At 71.9% G+C, this 15,050-nt stretch carries 14 protein-coding genes and 2 pseudogenes; 8 read left to right on the forward strand and 8 right to left on the reverse strand.

Going from position 1 to position 15,050, the window contains the following annotated elements; genetic code table 11:
- Positions 1 to 18: 18 nt before the first annotated feature.
- The 4 genes from ilvA to KBX71_RS11485 form a co-directional block, all read right to left on the reverse strand.
- On the reverse strand, positions 19 to 1,239 hold the full coding sequence (gene ilvA, locus KBX71_RS11470) for a threonine ammonia-lyase (protein ID WP_210817921.1): 1,221 nt from the start codon (positions 1,237 to 1,239) through the stop codon (positions 19 to 21).
- A 65-nt stretch (positions 1,240 to 1,304) separates the two neighbouring features.
- Positions 1,305 to 2,714: an amidase gene (locus KBX71_RS11475; RefSeq protein ID WP_210817922.1), complete on the reverse strand. Its 1,410-nt coding sequence runs from the start codon at positions 2,712 to 2,714 to the stop codon at positions 1,305 to 1,307.
- Positions 2,715 to 2,727: 13 nt separating this feature from the next.
- Positions 2,728 to 3,870, reverse strand: coding sequence for a cystathionine gamma-synthase (locus tag KBX71_RS11480; protein WP_210817923.1), 1,143 nt, complete (start codon positions 3,868 to 3,870; stop codon positions 2,728 to 2,730).
- 113 nt (positions 3,871 to 3,983) lie between these two features.
- Complete coding sequence (locus KBX71_RS11485) at positions 3,984 to 5,030, reverse strand: hypothetical protein (protein ID WP_210817924.1); 1,047 nt, start codon at positions 5,028 to 5,030, stop codon at positions 3,984 to 3,986.
- A 141-nt stretch (positions 5,031 to 5,171) separates the two neighbouring features.
- Between KBX71_RS11485 and KBX71_RS11490 the strand changes: the two genes are divergently transcribed.
- The 3 genes and pseudogenes from KBX71_RS11490 to KBX71_RS33645 all read left to right on the forward strand — a co-directional run.
- Entirely contained in the window at positions 5,172 to 5,594 is a 423-nt protein-coding gene (locus KBX71_RS11490) for an HIT family protein (RefSeq protein WP_210817925.1), read from the forward strand.
- Positions 5,595 to 5,668: 74 nt separating this feature from the next.
- Positions 5,669 to 6,331, forward strand: coding sequence for a peptide-methionine (S)-S-oxide reductase MsrA (msrA, locus tag KBX71_RS11495; protein WP_210817926.1), 663 nt, complete (start codon positions 5,669 to 5,671; stop codon positions 6,329 to 6,331).
- A 434-nt stretch (positions 6,332 to 6,765) separates the two neighbouring features.
- Positions 6,766 to 6,843: pseudogene (locus KBX71_RS33645) on the forward strand (peptide-methionine (S)-S-oxide reductase); the annotation flags it as partial.
- 9 nt (positions 6,844 to 6,852) lie between these two features.
- Here KBX71_RS33645 and KBX71_RS11500 read toward each other — a convergent pair.
- Positions 6,853 to 7,071 (reverse strand): GntR family transcriptional regulator, encoded by a 219-nt coding sequence (locus tag KBX71_RS11500; RefSeq protein ID WP_244236286.1) that lies wholly within the window; start codon positions 7,069 to 7,071, stop codon positions 6,853 to 6,855.
- 895 nt (positions 7,072 to 7,966) lie between these two features.
- Here KBX71_RS11500 and KBX71_RS11505 point away from each other — a divergent pair.
- Both KBX71_RS11505 and KBX71_RS11510 read left to right on the forward strand, forming a co-directional pair.
- Complete coding sequence (locus KBX71_RS11505) at positions 7,967 to 8,896, forward strand: ribonuclease Z (protein WP_210817927.1); 930 nt, start codon at positions 7,967 to 7,969, stop codon at positions 8,894 to 8,896.
- The gene (locus tag KBX71_RS11510) at positions 8,893 to 9,402 is read left to right on the forward strand and encodes a GNAT family N-acetyltransferase (RefSeq protein ID WP_210817928.1); all 510 of its coding nucleotides are present in this window, start codon (positions 8,893 to 8,895) and stop codon (positions 9,400 to 9,402) included. Before KBX71_RS11505 ends, KBX71_RS11510 begins: the two co-directional genes overlap by 4 nt.
- A 156-nt stretch (positions 9,403 to 9,558) precedes the next feature.
- Here the strand turns inward: KBX71_RS11510 and KBX71_RS11515 are convergent, their stop codons facing one another.
- Complete coding sequence (locus tag KBX71_RS11515) at positions 9,559 to 10,929, reverse strand: cystathionine beta-synthase (RefSeq protein WP_210817929.1); 1,371 nt, start codon at positions 10,927 to 10,929, stop codon at positions 9,559 to 9,561.
- Between the two features lie 73 nt (positions 10,930 to 11,002).
- On the reverse strand, positions 11,003 to 11,359 hold the full coding sequence (locus KBX71_RS11520; protein WP_124818033.1) for a YkvA family protein: 357 nt from the start codon (positions 11,357 to 11,359) through the stop codon (positions 11,003 to 11,005).
- 150 nt (positions 11,360 to 11,509) lie between these two features.
- Here KBX71_RS11520 and KBX71_RS11525 point away from each other — a divergent pair.
- From KBX71_RS11525 to KBX71_RS11535, 3 genes and pseudogenes are all read left to right on the forward strand, one after another.
- A pseudogene (locus KBX71_RS11525) lies at positions 11,510 to 12,573 on the forward strand (SGNH/GDSL hydrolase family protein); the annotation flags it as partial.
- Complete coding sequence (locus KBX71_RS11530) at positions 12,559 to 13,371, forward strand: SGNH/GDSL hydrolase family protein (protein ID WP_210817930.1); 813 nt, start codon at positions 12,559 to 12,561, stop codon at positions 13,369 to 13,371. The pseudogene KBX71_RS11525 and the gene KBX71_RS11530, both read left to right, overlap by 15 nt.
- Before the next feature lie 78 nt (positions 13,372 to 13,449).
- Positions 13,450 to 14,712 carry an acetyl-CoA C-acetyltransferase gene (locus tag KBX71_RS11535; protein ID WP_210817931.1) on the forward strand — a complete coding sequence of 421 codons (1,263 nt, stop codon included), beginning with the start codon at positions 13,450 to 13,452 and terminating at the stop codon, positions 14,710 to 14,712.
- A 2-nt stretch (positions 14,713 to 14,714) separates the two neighbouring features.
- Here KBX71_RS11535 and KBX71_RS11540 read toward each other — a convergent pair whose 3' ends face one another.
- Positions 14,715 to 15,035 (reverse strand): hypothetical protein, encoded by a 321-nt coding sequence (locus KBX71_RS11540; RefSeq protein WP_210817932.1) that lies wholly within the window; start codon positions 15,033 to 15,035, stop codon positions 14,715 to 14,717.
- Positions 15,036 to 15,050: the final 15 nt, after the last annotated feature.

A 15,050-nucleotide genomic window follows, 5' to 3' on the forward strand; every position in this document is an offset into this window, starting at 1 on the left:
GCGTGGCACCCACGGGTGTCACGCCTCGGCCGCGAAGACCACCTGGTAGCCGCTGGCCCGCAGCGCGCTGATCAGGGTGTCCGAGTGCTCGACGCCCCGGGTCTCCACCGACAGCGCCACCTCCACCTCGCCGAGGCTGAGGTGCGGGTTGGCCCGCTGGTGCTCCACGTCCACCACGTTGGCCCGGTGTTCGGCGATCTGGCTGAGCAGCGACGCGAGCTGCCCCGGCCGGTCCGAACAGCGGACGGTCACCCGCAGGTAGCGACCCGCCGCGGCCAACCCGTGCTCGATGACCCGCAGCATCAGCAACGGGTCGATGTTGCCGCCGGAGAGCACCGCGACCACGGGCGTCTCCACCTCGACCACGCCGGCCAGCAGCGCGGCGACACCTACCGCCCCGGCCGGCTCGACCACCTGCTTGCCGCGCTCCAGCAGCATCAGCAGGGCCCTGGAGATGTCCTCCTCGGAGACCGTGACGATCTCGTCGACCAGCTTGCGCACGTGGTTGAAGGTGATCTCGCCCGGCCGGCCGACCGCGATGCCGTCGGCGATGGTGGAGAAGATGGGCAGCCGGACCGGTTCTCCGGCCACCAGTGAGGGCGGGAACGCCGCCGCGCCGGCCGCCTGCACGCCGATGATCCGGACGTCCGGGCGCAACGCCTTCGCGGCCACCGCCATGCCCGAGATCAGACCGCCGCCACCCACCCCGGTGATGATCGTCTTCACCTCCGGGCACTGTTCGAGGATCTCCAGCGCCACAGTGCCCTGCCCGGCGATCACATCGGGGTGGTCGAACGGGTGGATCAGCACCGCGCCGGTGCGCTCGGCGTACGTGTGCGCGGCGACGAGCGACTCGTCGACGGTGTTCCCGGCCAGCTCGACCTGCGCGCCGTACCCCTTTGTCGCGGCCACCTTCGGCAGCGGGGCGTTGACCGGCATGAAGACTGTGGCGTGCGTGCCGACCAGGCCGGCGGCGAGGGCCACACCCTGAGCGTGGTTGCCCGCGCTCGCCGCGACGACACCGCGCTCCCGCTCGGCCGCCGACAACCGGGAGATCCGCACGTACGCGCCCCGCACCTTGTACGAGCCAGCGCGCTGGACGTTCTCGCACTTGAGCCACGTCGGCCCGCCCAGCGCCGCGGTGAGCGGCCGGGAGGGCTCCAGCGGGGTGGTGCGGATGACGCCAGCGAGCAACTCCCGTGCGGCCCGCACATCGTCGAGACCGACCAGTTCCGTCATGCCCCGATCGTGCCACCCGACTCCGGAGCCCTCGGCGGCGACACCGGCGTGCACGACGTCGACGATCAGGCGGTGGCCGGCGACTCCGTGCCGACCCGGGGGTAGCCGGGGGCGTGGCGCGTCCACGGGGCGGCCATCTCGAACTGACCGGCCACACCGAGCAGCAGCAGCTCCGAGCCGGGCGGACCGACCAGTTGCACGGCGACCGGCAGACCGTCCGGGCGACGGCCGACCGGCACGACGACCGCCGGCAGGCCGGCGATGTTCCAGGGCGCGGCGTACGGGGCGTACCGGATGTTGGCTGCCATGTTCGCCCGCCAGGACCGCTCCGACCAGCGGGCCGCCTCCGGTGGCGCGCTGGCCAGCGCCGGGGTGAGCAGCAGGTCGACCGAGTGGTCGGTGAAGAAGTCGACCGACCGTTGCCGCCAGGCGGCCCGGTCCGACTCCCGCACGTAGCCGCGACGCTGCGCCCACTCGCCCAGCGCCACGTGCCGTCGGTTACGCCGCTGCAGACCGCGCCGGTCCAGGCCGGAGGCCCGGACGTCGGCTGCGGCCGCGGCGAACCAGGTGGCGATGCCCTGGAGGCCGAGCGCGGTGGGGTAGACCGGATCGGCCGGCACCGTGTCGTGCCCGGCGGTGGCGAGGAGCCGACCGGCGGCGGCGACCGCGTCCCGGTTGGGCGCGTCCGCTGCGACACCGCGCACCGGGGAACGCAGCGAGACGCCCACCCGCAGGCGCTGCGGGGGGACCAACTTCTCGGGGCGCCGGCCGGCGAGCACCGAGAAGCCGACCGCCGCGTCGGCGACAGTGCTGGTCAGCATGCCGTGCTCGGTGAGGCCGAACCAGTCGTCCGCCCCGAGTTGGCAGGGGACCACACCCCGACCGGGCTTGAGCCCGACGAGTCCGCAGCAGGCCGCGGGGATCCGGATGGAGCCGAGACCGTCGTTGGCGTGCGCGATCGGCACCAGCCCGGCAGCGACCGCGGCGGCGGCACCACCCGAGGACCCACCAGGGGTACGCGTGCTGTCCCACGGGTTACGGGTCACCGCGCTGTCGTCGTCGGTGAGCGCCCACAGCCCCAGCTCCGGCATCCGGGTCACGCCGAGGATCACCGCTCCGGCGCCGCGCAGCCGACGCACCACCTCGTGGTCGGCCTCCGCGACGTCGGTGCGGGCGGCGGCCGACCCGTTCCAGGTGGGCAGCCCGGCGACCGGGGTGTTCTCCTTGACCGCCACCGGAACCCCGGCCAGCGGCAGGTTGGCCAGGTCCTCCTGCTCGTCGACCTTCTCGGCCTCGGTGATCGCCTCCCCGCCGCGCACGGCGCGGAACGCGGCCAGCTCACGGTCGGCTCGGGAGATGTACTCGAGGTGGTCGGCGACGACCTGGGTCGCCGAGACGTCACCTCGGCGTACGCCTCGGGCGATCTGCTTGGCGGTCGCTCCGACCCAGGTCGCCATGATGTCCTGCACGGCCATCCTCCCCCAGCGGTCAGCCCAGCGCCTGCTCCAGATCGGCGAGTAGGTCGTCGACCGTCTCGATGCCGACAGACAGTCGCACGAGATCGCCGGGAACTTCAAGCGGCGAGCCGGCAGCACTTGCGTGTGTCATCCGACCCGGGTGCTCGATCAGGGATTCCACACCGCCCAACGACTCGGCGAGCACGAAGAGCTTGGCCCGGTTGCAGATGTCCACGGCGTGCTCCTCACCACCGGCGGCGCGGAACGAGATCATGCCGCCGAACCGGCGCATCTGCTTGGCGGCCACCTCGTGACCGGGGTGCGAGGGCAACCCCGGATAGATCACCTGGGCGACCTTGGCGTGCCCGTCGAGGTACGCGGCGAGCCGCTCGGCGTTGTCGCAGTGCCGGTCCATGCGTACCCCGAGGGTCTTGATGCCCCGCAGGGTGAGCCAGGCGTCGAACGGGCCGTTGATCGCGCCCATCGCGTTCTGGTGGTAGCGCAACTCCTCGCCGAGCCCGGCGTCGGCGACGACGAGCGCGCCACCGACGACGTCGGAGTGCCCACCGACGTACTTGGTGGTGGAGTGCACCACCACGTCCGCGCCGAAGGCGATCGGCTGCTGGAGGTACGGCGAGGCGAAGGTGTTGTCCACCACCAGCAGGGCGCCCGCGTCGTGCGCCACGGCGGCCAGGGCGGCGATGTCGGCGATGCCGAGCAGCGGGTTGGTCGGCGTCTCGATCCAGATGATCTTCGTGCGGCCGGGCTGCACGGCCGCCCGGACCGCGGCCGGATCGGAGACCTTGGCCGGGCTGAACTCCAGGCCCCAGCGCTGGGCGACCCGGGCGAAGAGCCGGTACGTGCCGCCGTACGCGTCGTCCGGGATCACCACGTGGTCGCCCGGCTGGCACACGGCCCGCAGCAGTGTGTCCTCCGCCGCCAGGCCGCTGGCGAAGGCGAGCCCCACCGGCCCGCCCTCCAGCGCCGCCAGGCACTCCTGGAGGGCGTCGCGGGTCGGGTTGCCGGAGCGGCTGTACTCGTAGCCGAGCCGGGGCGCGCCGACGGCGTCCTGGGCGTACGTGCTGGTCTGGTAGATCGGCGGGATCACCGCGCCGGTGCGGGCCTCAGGGTCCTGACCGGCGTGAATGGCGAGCGTCTCGAAGCCGTGACTCATTCTGGTGAGGCTAGTGCCCCTTCCCGAGGGCTGGAACGGAACCCGCGCTCCGGGTGGGGGCCGGACCATCCGGCCCGGCCCCCACCTGCCGGCCAGGGGGCCGGCGGGGGCGGTCAGCCGGCCGGAACGGGCAGGACGTGCAGAGTGGCCTGGTCTCTCCCGCTCCAGTCGTAGGAGAGCGCGTAGAGCCGTGCGCCGTTCGGCGACCAGGCCAGCGCGCCGTCGCTGAGCTCGTCGCCGAGCTCGAAGCGGGCCAGCTCGGTGCCGTCCGGCGTGAAGACGAACACATCGGGGTCGTAGGTGGCGTCCGCCCCGGCGGCGATCCGGGCGCCGTCGCGGGAGACCTCGACGGCGTTCGGGTACGCCCCGGTGGGGTAGGTCGCCGAGGGGGTGGTGATGTCGGCGAACGGGAACGCCTGCACCTCGTACGGGGCACCGGCCGCGGTGTAGAGGGTGGCGCCGGTCGGGTCGAGGGCGATGTCCTGCAGGTTGCTGCCGATCACCGTCCAGTCGTTGGTCCGCAGGGCGGTCAGTGCTCCGGCGGCACCGATTCCGTACGCGTAGACCGACGCCGGGCTCAACGACGGCTGCCCGGCGAGCAGCACCGACCGGTTCTGGCCGGCCGCGGTGAGCAGCGGGTGATCGTAGAAGTCCTGGCCCGCTACCCCGGTGGTCACCCGGGCCGGCTGACGGCCCAGGTCGATCTGGCCGATGTTGCCGCCCCACTGGTCACAGCCGTAGCCGAACCACAGGTAGCGCCCGGTCAACGCCAGCGACGACGGGCACTCGCCCGCACCGGTGTCGTACCGGGCCGACTCGATCAACGAGCCGGTGTCGAAGGCGGCGATGGCGTTGGCGGTGGGCAGCGCCACGTAGAGCGTCCGCCGGTCGGCGCTGAGCAGCAGGTCGGTGGGGCCGGGCAGGCCCGACAGGGTGCCGACCACAGCGCCTGCCGCACTGGTCACCACGACGTCGGTCGAGGAGCGGCCACCGCTGACGAAGACCCGGTCACCGGCCGACACCACGTCGGCGACCGTCGTCAGCGGCAGTGGGGTCGCCGTCTGCGCGGCAGCCGCCTGGGCATGACCCGGGGGCGCGCCGACGAGCAGCCCGGCGGTCAGCGCCGCCAGCACCAGGGTGAAGCCTCTTCTGATCTGCAACGTTCGTCCTTTCGGAGCATCGACGCGTACGCCGACGGCCGGGACCATCCCGTGCTCATCCATTGACGTAGATGAGTAGCACAGCCGGCGCGCGCGTGGGGGGCACCGTGTTCCGCGAGACCGCCGGCATAGCCTGGCCCGATGAGCGGTTGCGTGTTCTGCGGGATCGTGACGGGCGAGGTGCCGGCGTTCCGAGTGGCTGACACCCCGGACGGGGTGGCGTTCCTGGACACCCGGCCGGTGTTCAAGGGACACGTGCTGGTGGTGCCCCGGGTGCACCTGGTGACCCTGGCGGAGTTGCCTGCCGACCTGCTGCCCGACTACTTCGCCATGGTCCAGCGGCTGGCGGTGGCGGTGGAGACCGCTCTCGGCGCCGGTGGGACGTTCGTGGCGATGAACAACAAGGTGTCCCAATCGGTGCCCCACCTGCACACCCACGTGGTCCCGCGAACCAAGGGCGACGGGTTGCGTGGCTTCTTCTGGCCGCGCACACGGTACGACGACGACACCGAGGCCCAGACGTACGCGGATCGCATCGCGGCGGCGCTCCCCGGCGGGGCCTGACTCATCCTCATGCGGGTAAGGAAGGTGGACCCTCCGGTGTTACACGCTGGGAGTGGTACGAGAGGAGATCCCACGTGTTTTTGCGCCGCATGAAGGCCGATATGGTCTCGCCCGACCAGGCCCTGCCGGGCCGTCAGATCGCCATGCCGGTCGCCGACCGCCACGAGGTGCTGGGCACCCCGCTGAAGGGTCCGTTCCCTGAGGGCCTGCAGGTAGCGGTCTTCGGCATGGGTTGTTTCTGGGGCGCCGAGCGGTTGTTCTGGACGCTTCCCGGCGTCTACACCACCTCCGCCGGCTACGCGGGTGGCATCACCAAGAACCCGACGTACGAGGAGACGTGCTCCGGCCGGACCGGGCACGCCGAGGTCGTCCAGGTGGTGTACGACCCCAGCAAGATCAATTACGAGGATCTGCTGAAGGTCTTCTGGGAGAACCACGACCCCACCCAGGGCATGCGCCAGGGCAACGACGTGGGCACCCAGTACCGCTCGGCCATCTACACGACCACGGACGAGCAGCGGACCATCGCGGAGTCGTCCCGGGACGCGTTCCAGCCGATCGTGACGCGGGCCGGCAAGGGTGAGATCACCACCGAGATCGCCCCGCTCGGCAGCTACTACTTCGCCGAGGACTACCACCAGCAGTATTTGGCACCGACCAAGAACCCGAACGGGTACTGCAACCACGGCCCGAACGGGCTGAGCTGCCCGGTCGGCGTGGCCCGAGTCGGCGGCTGACCCACCATTGCGTTAACTGGCAAGGCCACTGGATTTCAAACCCAGTGGCCTTGCGCGGTGTTGGGCTCGTTTCGGTGGCATGGTCGTCAGCAACAGCGCTACCCCGCCCGACGGCTGTCCCTGCTCGCCCTGGAATGCCCGTCAGCGTCGTGCGTCTGGACCGGTCTCGTACGCGCACGGAGACGAGCATCTGCCACCGGCCGCATCTGCCACGATGAGCGCCGAGCTGTCCGCGTCAAGCCAGTAGCGCTGCCCCGGCTGAACAAGCACGGGCCGCCGTAAAACCAGCGGCGCACCGCCGCCCAGGCTCACCTCAGAAATGAGCGTCAACCGCTCTGCGCGCGTCTCGCCTGCCATCGGCCAACGATAGTCCGGGCGGCCGAAATGCGGAGCGGCATGCATCGTCAGACGTAGGACCACACTGTCCGCCAGGGTCCAAGGACCCGAACGGGTACTGCAACCACGGCCCGAATGGGCCGAGCTGCCCGGTCGGCGTGGCGCGAGTCGGCGGGCGGTGCCTGCTACGTCTCAGCGACGTAGACGCCCGACCCCCGGACGCCGACCACGATTCCCCGCGCTTTCAACCCCTCAACAGCGCGCGCCACAGTGCGCCGGGCCGAACCGTATTCATCGGCCAGCGCGTCGTACGTCGGGAGGCGCTGCCCGCGCGGAAACTCGCCAGCGCCGATGCGCCGCAACAGATCAGCCTCGATCTCATGCGCGGTGTGGGGTATCGGCACGCACACAGGCTGCGCCTACCCACAGTAGGGACTACTTACACCCATTGCCCTACTGGCACTACTGGCACTACTGTCGACTCCGCGCGATGGGTAGTGGATCTGGGATCGGTGCCCGTCGCTGCACCCAAGGGGCGCCCGCCGGTCTCGCCGATCATGCGGGCGCCCCGCTTACGGGAGGAGGTAGCGATGTTCAGTGCACGGGCAGGGGGCGATGAGCCGGTGCGGGTGCCGGTTGAGCTAGAAGTCTCGACATGGAACCTCGTCGTCACAGGCCGAGTTACGTGCGGCAAATGCTGGCGGGCGCTACGGATAGACACAGCCACGACACCCGGCGATATTGCCGAAGTTGTCGGTGACCACCAGGAACGCTGTGCGCGGACGCAGCTACGGCCGGCGCCCTAGCTCGGACGGGGGCCGCCTGCGGTCTCGGCGGCTCATCACTTCAAGATCACCAGGACGGCATGCCCTGCGGCTTCGTACTGGCTGGCGGGTACGCGGTGAGCGCTCACGGCATGGGCAGCCGGCTCACCGACGTGGCGCGTCCTAACGACCACCCTGAGCCGGATGACAGGCGGCCGGGCATTCCCATCTGACCCTGTGATCGAAATCCGTTGCCGAGCCCGACGAGAACTCGATAACGTGGCCGTACACGTGAAGGGAGGTGGTCCAGACTTGTATAGCAATCGGACTCGTGAGGTGGCTGTCAGCTAGCCGCTGTCCTCGACAGTGAACGGCTCGCCGTAAGGCGGGCAGCAGCACCATCGTCGAGACCGTGTGGCAGCGGTGCGGCGAATCCACGACAGCCACCCGACCCCCGGGGTGCCGGCCAAGTCCAGCCGGCCCGCGCACATGCGCGGAGCGCCCCGGGGGTCGCTCCATATCCGCGGGAGTGGCGATGTCCATGCGCGAGCTGGTGGTGCTGGGGACGGCCAGCCAGGCGCCGACCCGCCAGCGCAACCACAACGGGTACGTGCTGCGCTGGGACGACGAGGTGATCCTCTTCGACCCGGGCGAGGGCAGCCAGCGTCAGCTCCTGCACACCACTGTCACCGCCACCGACCTGACCAGGATCTGTGTCACCCACTTCCACGGCGACCACTGCCTCGGCCTTCCCGGCACCATCCAGCGGCTCTCCCTGGACCGGGTGGCGCACCCGGTCGCCGTGCACTTCCCCGCCGGCGGCGCCGAATACTTCGCCCGGCTGCGGCACGCCACCTCCTTCTACGAGACCGCCGAGCTGCGGGTCGAGCCCATCGAGGCCGACGGGCAGCGGATCGCCCTACGCTGCGGCACGTTGGAGGCACGCCGGCTCCGGCACCCCATCGAGACGTACGGCTACCGGCTGGTCGAGCCGGACGGGCACCGGATGCTGCCGGAGAGGCTGTCCGCGTACGGCATCGTTGGGCCGGCCGTCGGCGAGCTGATCCGCGTCGGGCACCTGGACCTCGACGGACGCCGCGTCACCCGGGCCGAGGTGAGCGTGCCCCGGCCGGGACAGCGGTTCGCGTTCGTGATGGACACCGGCCTCTGCGACGGGGTGTACGCCCTCGCCGAGCACGCGGACCTGCTGGTCATCGAGTCGACGTTCCTGGAGTCGGAGGCCGCGCTCGCCGCCGAGGTCGGCCACCTGACCGCGGCGCAGGCCGCCCGGGTGGCGACCGAGTCCGGGGTACGCCGACTCGTGCTCACACACTTCTCCCAGCGCTACCCCGACCCGCGCCGGTTCCACGACGAGGCGCGCGCGCACTTCGACGGCGACCTGATCATCGCCGAGGATCTGACCACGGTGCAGCTTCCGCCGCGCCGGGTAGCCTCGGCCGAGTGACCGTCACGCTCCGCTCCGCGACCGAAGGCGACCTGATGGCGGTGGGCGCCCTGCACCAGCGCTCCCGGGTCGCCGCCTACTCCGCCTTCCTGCCGGCCGAGGCGCTGGCCGACCCGACCCCGGAGGCGATGGGGCGGTACTGGGTCGAGCGGTGGATCTGGGAGCGGGACACCCATCGGATGACAGTGGCCGAGCGGGCCGGGGCGGTGGTCGGGTTCAGCCACCTGGGCCCGGACGACGAGGACGACCCGGCCACCGGGCTGCTCAACGCGATCCACCTCGACCCTGCCGAGCAGGGCCGCGGTGTCGGCCGCACCCTGATGGTGGACGCGCTGGACGCCATGCGGGCGCAGGGCTGGCGGCGGGCCGTGCTCTGGGTGCTGCGGGACAACGCCCACGCCCGCGCCTTCTACGAGCGGGGCGGCTGGACCCCGACCGGGGACGAACGGAACGAGGCGATCGGATCGGCCCCGACCCGACAACTCCGCTACACCCGCCCCCTCTGAGCGCTCCCCGCCCCACCCCACCTCCCCACCTCGCCGATATTGCACTTTCTTTCGGGCCAAAACGCAACAAGAACGACAATCAGGCGACAGGAAGTGCAAGATCGGCGAGGGCCGGGCGAGGGTGGGGGGGGGTGGGGTGGGGTGGGGTGGGATGGCTCAGTGGGCGCCCAGGTGGGCCAGGAGGTCCTGGCGGGTCAGGACGCCCTTGGGCTTTCCGTCGACCAGGACCAGGGCGGCGTCGGACTTCTCCAGCATGCCCACCGCCTCGCTCACCGGCTGACCGCCACCGATCATCGGCAGCGGGTCGCCCATGTGCCGCTCGATCGTGTCGTGCAGGTGGGCCTGACCGGTGAACAGCGCGTCGAGCAGGTCCCGCTCGGCGATCGATCCGGCGACCTCACCTGTCACGACGGGCGGCTCGGCCTTGAGCACCGGCAGCTGCGAGACGCCGTACTCGCGCATGTAGTCGATCGCGTCGCGCACGGTCTCGGTCGGGTGCACGTGCACCAGCTCGGGCAGCCCGCCCGGCTTGCTGGCCAGCGCGTCGGCCACCGTCGGCTCGGCGCCGGAGTTGTCGAGGAAGCCGTACCGGGCCATCCACGAGTCGTTGAAGATCTTGGAGAGGTAGCCTCGGCCGCCGTCGGGCAGCAGCACGACCACCACGTCGTCCGGGCCGGCCCGGCGAGCGACCTCCAGGGCGGCCACCACCGCCATCCCGCAGGAACCGCCGACCAGCAGCCCCTCCTCGCGGGCCAGCCGCCGGGTCATCTCGAAGGACGCCTTGTCGGAGACCTCCACGATCTCGTCGGCGACACCCCGGTCGTACGTCTCCGGCCAGAAGTCCTCGCCGACACCCTCGACCAGGTACGGCCGGCCGGTGCCGCCGGAGTAGACCGAGCCCTCCGGGTCGGCCCCGATGATCCGCACCCGGCCCTCTGAGGCTTCCTTGAGGTACCGGCCGATGCCGGAGATGGTGCCGCCGGTGCCGACGCCGGCAACGAAGTGGGTGAGTTCGCCGTCGGTCTGCTTCCACAGCTCCGGGCCGGTCGTCTCGTAGTGCGAGCGCGGGTTGGCCGGGTTGCTGTACTGGTTGGGCTTCCAGGCGCCGGGGATCTCCCGGGTCAGCCGGTCGGAGACGTTGTAGTACGAGCGCGGGTCCTCCGGGGCGACGGCGGTCGGGCAGACCACCACCTCGGCGCCGTACGCCCGGAGCACGTCCTGCTTGTCCTGGCTGACCTTGTCGGGGCAGACGAAGACACACCGGTAGCCCTTGAGCTGGGCCACCAGGGCCAGCCCCACGCCGGTGTTGCCGCTGGTCGGCTCGACGATGGTGCCGCCGGGCTTGAGCAGGCCGGCGGCCTCCGCGTCCTCCACCATCCGCAGCGCGATCCGGTCCTTCACCGAGCCGCCGGGGTTGACGTACTCCACCTTGGCCAGCACGGTGGCCTGGATGCCCCTGGTGACGTTACGCAGACGCACCAGCGGGGTGTTTCCGATCATGTCGACGACGTTGTCGTAGTACTGCACGGTGTGCCCTTCGTTGCGGCGCCGGCGGTGGGCGGCCGGGAAGACGTTTGCTCACCGCCCAGCGTACGTGTCGTCAGGGCACCAACCCTCCGGGGATGACGGAGCTGCGACGGGCCTCCCACTCCAGGAACCGGTCGGTCTCGGCGAGCACGCTGCCGGCCAACCACGTGATCATGACCGCGTCGTCGGCCAGCCCGAAGATCGCCAGCGGGATCTCCGGGAGCAGGTCGATCGGCGAAACGATGTACGCCGTCGCCGCGGTCATCAGGGCCAGCCGAAGGCCGCCGTCGTACTCCCCCTTGGCTGTGGCTCGGATCATCCGGGGCAGCGCGGCCAACCGCGTGCCGATCGACGGCCCGTTGCGCGCTCCGGCCGCCAGGGCCCGCGCCAGGGCCGTGAACGCCGCGCTGCGCTTCAGTGTCTTACCCATCGTCGCGCTCCTCTCCGCCGGATCAGCGTGGCGGGTCGGCGCAAGTCGGCCGGCCTCTGGAACCCAGGTACCCCGTCGCGTCGGTTTCCAGGCACCCGGGTGCCGTCACGACGACAGCGGGTTGTCGGGCCAGCGCGATAATGTCGCGGTATGGGGGTGGCACTTTCCGTCGTACCCGGTAGTGAGCGCTGGCGGCAGGCCCGGCGGTTCGCCCTGCTGGCTGCCATCGGGACGGGCGCCACGGCGGCGGCCGCGGTGGCGACCGGCGGCGTGCTGGTCGGCCAGGCCCGGCAGGCTCGACGGACCATCCCGATGGCCGAGGCGCCGCCACCCCGCTGCGATGGCATGTACGGCGCGAAGTTCCCCGGTCCCGCGCTCACGATGGTCGTGCTCGGCGACTCGTCGGCGGCCGGCTACGGGGTGCACCGCCGCCGGGAGACGCCCGGGGCGTTGCTCGCCACCGGCCTGTCCCGTCGACTGCACCGGCCGGTGCGGCTGCACCGCTTCGCCGTGGTCGGCGCCATCTCGGCGGCGCTGCGCCACCAGGTGGAGGCGGCGCTGGAGTGCCGACCCGACATCGCGGTGATCCTCATCGGCGGCAATGACATCACCAACCGCACCCCGCGCGGCCTGGCGGTGCGCTATCTGGTCGAGGCGGTGCACACCCTGCGCGACGAGGGGTGCGAGGTGGTCGTCGGCACCTGCCCCGACCTGGGCGCGATCCGCCCGATCCAGCCACCTCTGCGCTGGCTGGCGCACCGTTGGAGCCGTCAGCTCGCCGCCGCCCAGACGGTGGCCGTGGTCGAGGCGGGCGGCTGGACGGTCTCCCTCGGTGACCTGCTCGGCCCCCGGTTCGCGGCCGAGCCCACCCGGATGTTCGCCTGGGACCGGTTCCATCCCTCCGCCGAGGGGTACGCGATGGCCGCCGCCGCGCTCCTGCCGACGATGCTCTCCGCCCTCGGCGCGACCCCGGAACGACGGGCCACACCGACGCGCGGCGACGGCGTACGGTCGCTCCCGGAGGCCGCGCAGGAGGCGGCTCGACACGCCGGCACCGAGGTCAGCGGCGTCCAGGTCCGGGGCCGCGATCGAGGGCCGGCCGGCCGGTGGGCGCAGCTGCGCCGACGGGCGTTCTTCGGTGTCGGCGCGGTGCCGCAGCACGGGTCCGCCGCTGACACCTCGACAGTGGAGGGACTGGCATGAACGAGCGCAGCGCGCGGAGCGTGACCTCCGGCCTCGCCGGCCGACTGGGTCGGGCGGCGGCGTTGTCGCTGCTCGCCGGCACCGTCGGGGGCGCCGCCGTCCTCGCCGGTGAGGCGTTCGTCGCCCGGCACCGACGCTACGCGCAACCGGAGCTGGGCCTGGCCCTGCGCGCCACGATCGGTCGGGCGGGCGCTCCTCCACTGCGACTGGTGCTGCTGGGCGACTCGTCGGCACTGGGCGTGGGTGTCGACCGCCTGGAGGACACCATCGGCGGGCAGCTGGCCAACCTGCTCGCCGAGGGCCCGGCCGGCCGCCGGGTGCACCTGTCCAGCGTCGGCGTCTCCGGGTCCCGCTCGACGGACCTCGCCACCCAGGTGGCCCGGGCCCTGCTCGGTGAGCGGCCCGACGTGGCGTTGATCCTGATCGGGGCGAACGACGCCACCGGGCTGCGCGGCCCCTCCGACGCGGCTGCCTATCTCGGCGCGGCGGTGCACCGGCTGCGTGAGGCGCGCGTCGAGGTGGTGGTGGGCACCTGCCCCGACCTCGGCGCGGTGCGTGCCATCGCGCCTCCGCTGCGCCAGGTGGTCGGCTGGTCCGGGCGTCGGGTGGCCCGCGCGCAGACCATTGCCGTGCTGGAGGCGGGCGGCTCGGTCGTCGACCTGGCCACCGAGACCGGGCCGGTGTTCCGGGCCGACGCGGGGACGCTCTGCCAGGACGGCTTCCACCCCTCCGCGGACGGCTACCGGGTGTGGGCGCACGCGCTGCTGCCCGCCATCGTCGCCGCGGCGGCGGCCACGACCCGGCGCTAGATCGCCCCGGCCACGGGTGACATTTCCCGCCGTGCCGACTTCTTCCGCGTCATGTTACTGGCGGGTTAACGTTGGCCCATGCCGATTGAGTCGTCCCGCGACGCCGTCATCGTCGCCACTGCCCGCTCCCCCATCGGCCGGGCGCACAAGGGGTCCCTGCGCGACGTCCGCTCCGACGACCTAGCCGCGACAATCGTCCAGGCCGCACTGGACAAGATCCCCGCGCTGGATCCGACCACGATCGACGACCTCTACCTCGGATGCGGCCTGCCCGGGGGTGAGCAGGGCTTCAACATGGCCCGGGTGGTGTCCACCCTCCTCGGTCTGGACACTGTCCCCGGCGCCACGCTGACCCGTTACTGCGCCTCGTCGTTGCAGACCACCCGGATGGCGATGCACGCCATCCGTGCCGGCGAGGGCGACGTGTTCGTCTCCGCCGGTGTGGAGATGGTTTCCCGCTACGCCCGGGGCAGCTCCGACGGGCTGCCGCCCGAGGCGCAGGCCCTGGTCGGCGGCGGCTGGGAGAACCCGCGCTTCGGCTCGGCCGACGAGCGCTCGAAGCGCCGCGCGCAGGGCGGCGCCGAGGTGTGGACCGACCCGCGCGACGCCGGTGAGCTGCCCGACATCTACCTGAGCATGGGGCAGACCGCGGAGAACCTGGCCCAGGTGTACGACGTCACCCGCGCCGACATGGACGAGTTCGGCGTACGCAGCCAGAACCTCGCCGAGAAGGCCATCGCCGACGGCTTCTGGGCCCGGGAGATCACCCCGGTCACCACTCCGGACGGCACCGTGGTGAGCACCGACGACGGGCCCCGGGCCGGCGTCACCCTCGACGCGGTCGCCGGCCTGAAGCCGGTGTTCCGCCCGGACGGCCGGATCACCGCCGGCAACTGCTGCCCGCTCAACGACGGCGCGGCAGCCGTGGTCGTGATGAGCGCCCAGCGGGCCGAGGAACTCGGGCTCACCCCGCTGGCCCGGATCGTCTCGACAGGTGTGACAGCCCTTTCGCCGGAGATCATGGGTCTCGGGCCGGTCGAGGCATCCCGGCAGGCGCTGCGCCGAGCCGGCATGACCATCGACGACGTCGACCTCGTCGAGATCAACGAGGCGTTCGCCGCGCAGGTCATCCCGTCCTACCGCCAGCTGGGCATCCCGGAGGAGAAGCTGAACGTGATGGGCGGTGCCATCGCGGTCGGCCACCCGTTCGGCATGACCGGCGCCCGGATCACCGGCACCCTGCTGAACGCGCTCGAGTGGCACGACAAGACCATCGGTCTGGAAACCATGTGCGTGGGCGGTGGCCAGGGCATGGCCATGGTGCTCGAACGGTTGAACTGACCTCAGAGCGCGCTGCGGGTCGCCGTCACCTCGGCGGCGGCCCGGGTCAGCGCCTCGGCTCCCGGGTCGGCGGCCAGCAGGTCCGCAGTGACCACCCGCAGCTGATCCGGCAGGGCCAGGTCGTTGTCGAGCCGGGGCACCACCCGCCGGGGCGCCGCCTCGGCGTCGGCGGCCAGGTTGGCGATCTCCTGCACCAGGCGGTGCACCAGGTCGGCGCGGGACACGTTGCCGGCGGTCGCGACCGCCGCCCACCGCGGCTGCTGCCAGTGCGCGATCTGACGGACCAGCAACTGCACGGCCTTGTCCAACTCCGCTGCGCTCATCGCCGCCGAGTCTAC

It is taken from the genome of Micromonospora sp. D93 (assembly GCF_018070365.1).
Lineage (GTDB): Bacteria > Actinomycetota > Actinomycetes > Mycobacteriales > Micromonosporaceae > Micromonospora > Micromonospora ureilytica.

What these genes read in the sequence shown, in the direction of transcription:
- ilvA (WP_210817921.1), bottom strand. Translation starts at nt 1,239, where the DNA reads ATGACGGAACTGGTCGGTCTCGACGATGTGCGGGCCGCACGGGAGTTG.
- KBX71_RS11475 (WP_210817922.1), bottom strand. Translation starts at nt 2,714, where the DNA reads ATGGCCGTGCAGGACATCATGGCGACCTGGGTCGGAGCGACCGCCAAG.
- KBX71_RS11480 (WP_210817923.1), bottom strand. Translation starts at nt 3,870, where the DNA reads ATGAGTCACGGCTTCGAGACGCTCGCCATTCACGCCGGTCAGGACCCT.
- KBX71_RS11490 (WP_210817925.1), top strand. Translation starts at nt 5,172, where the DNA reads ATGAGCGGTTGCGTGTTCTGCGGGATCGTGACGGGCGAGGTGCCGGCG.
- KBX71_RS11505 (WP_210817927.1), top strand. Translation starts at nt 7,967, where the DNA reads ATGTCCATGCGCGAGCTGGTGGTGCTGGGGACGGCCAGCCAGGCGCCG.
- KBX71_RS11520 (WP_124818033.1), bottom strand. Translation starts at nt 11,359, where the DNA reads ATGGGTAAGACACTGAAGCGCAGCGCGGCGTTCACGGCCCTGGCGCGG.
- KBX71_RS11530 (WP_210817930.1), top strand. Translation starts at nt 12,559, where the DNA reads ATGAACGAGCGCAGCGCGCGGAGCGTGACCTCCGGCCTCGCCGGCCGA.
- KBX71_RS11535 (WP_210817931.1), top strand. Translation starts at nt 13,450, where the DNA reads ATGCCGATTGAGTCGTCCCGCGACGCCGTCATCGTCGCCACTGCCCGC.
- KBX71_RS11540 (WP_210817932.1), bottom strand. Translation starts at nt 15,035, where the DNA reads ATGAGCGCAGCGGAGTTGGACAAGGCCGTGCAGTTGCTGGTCCGTCAG.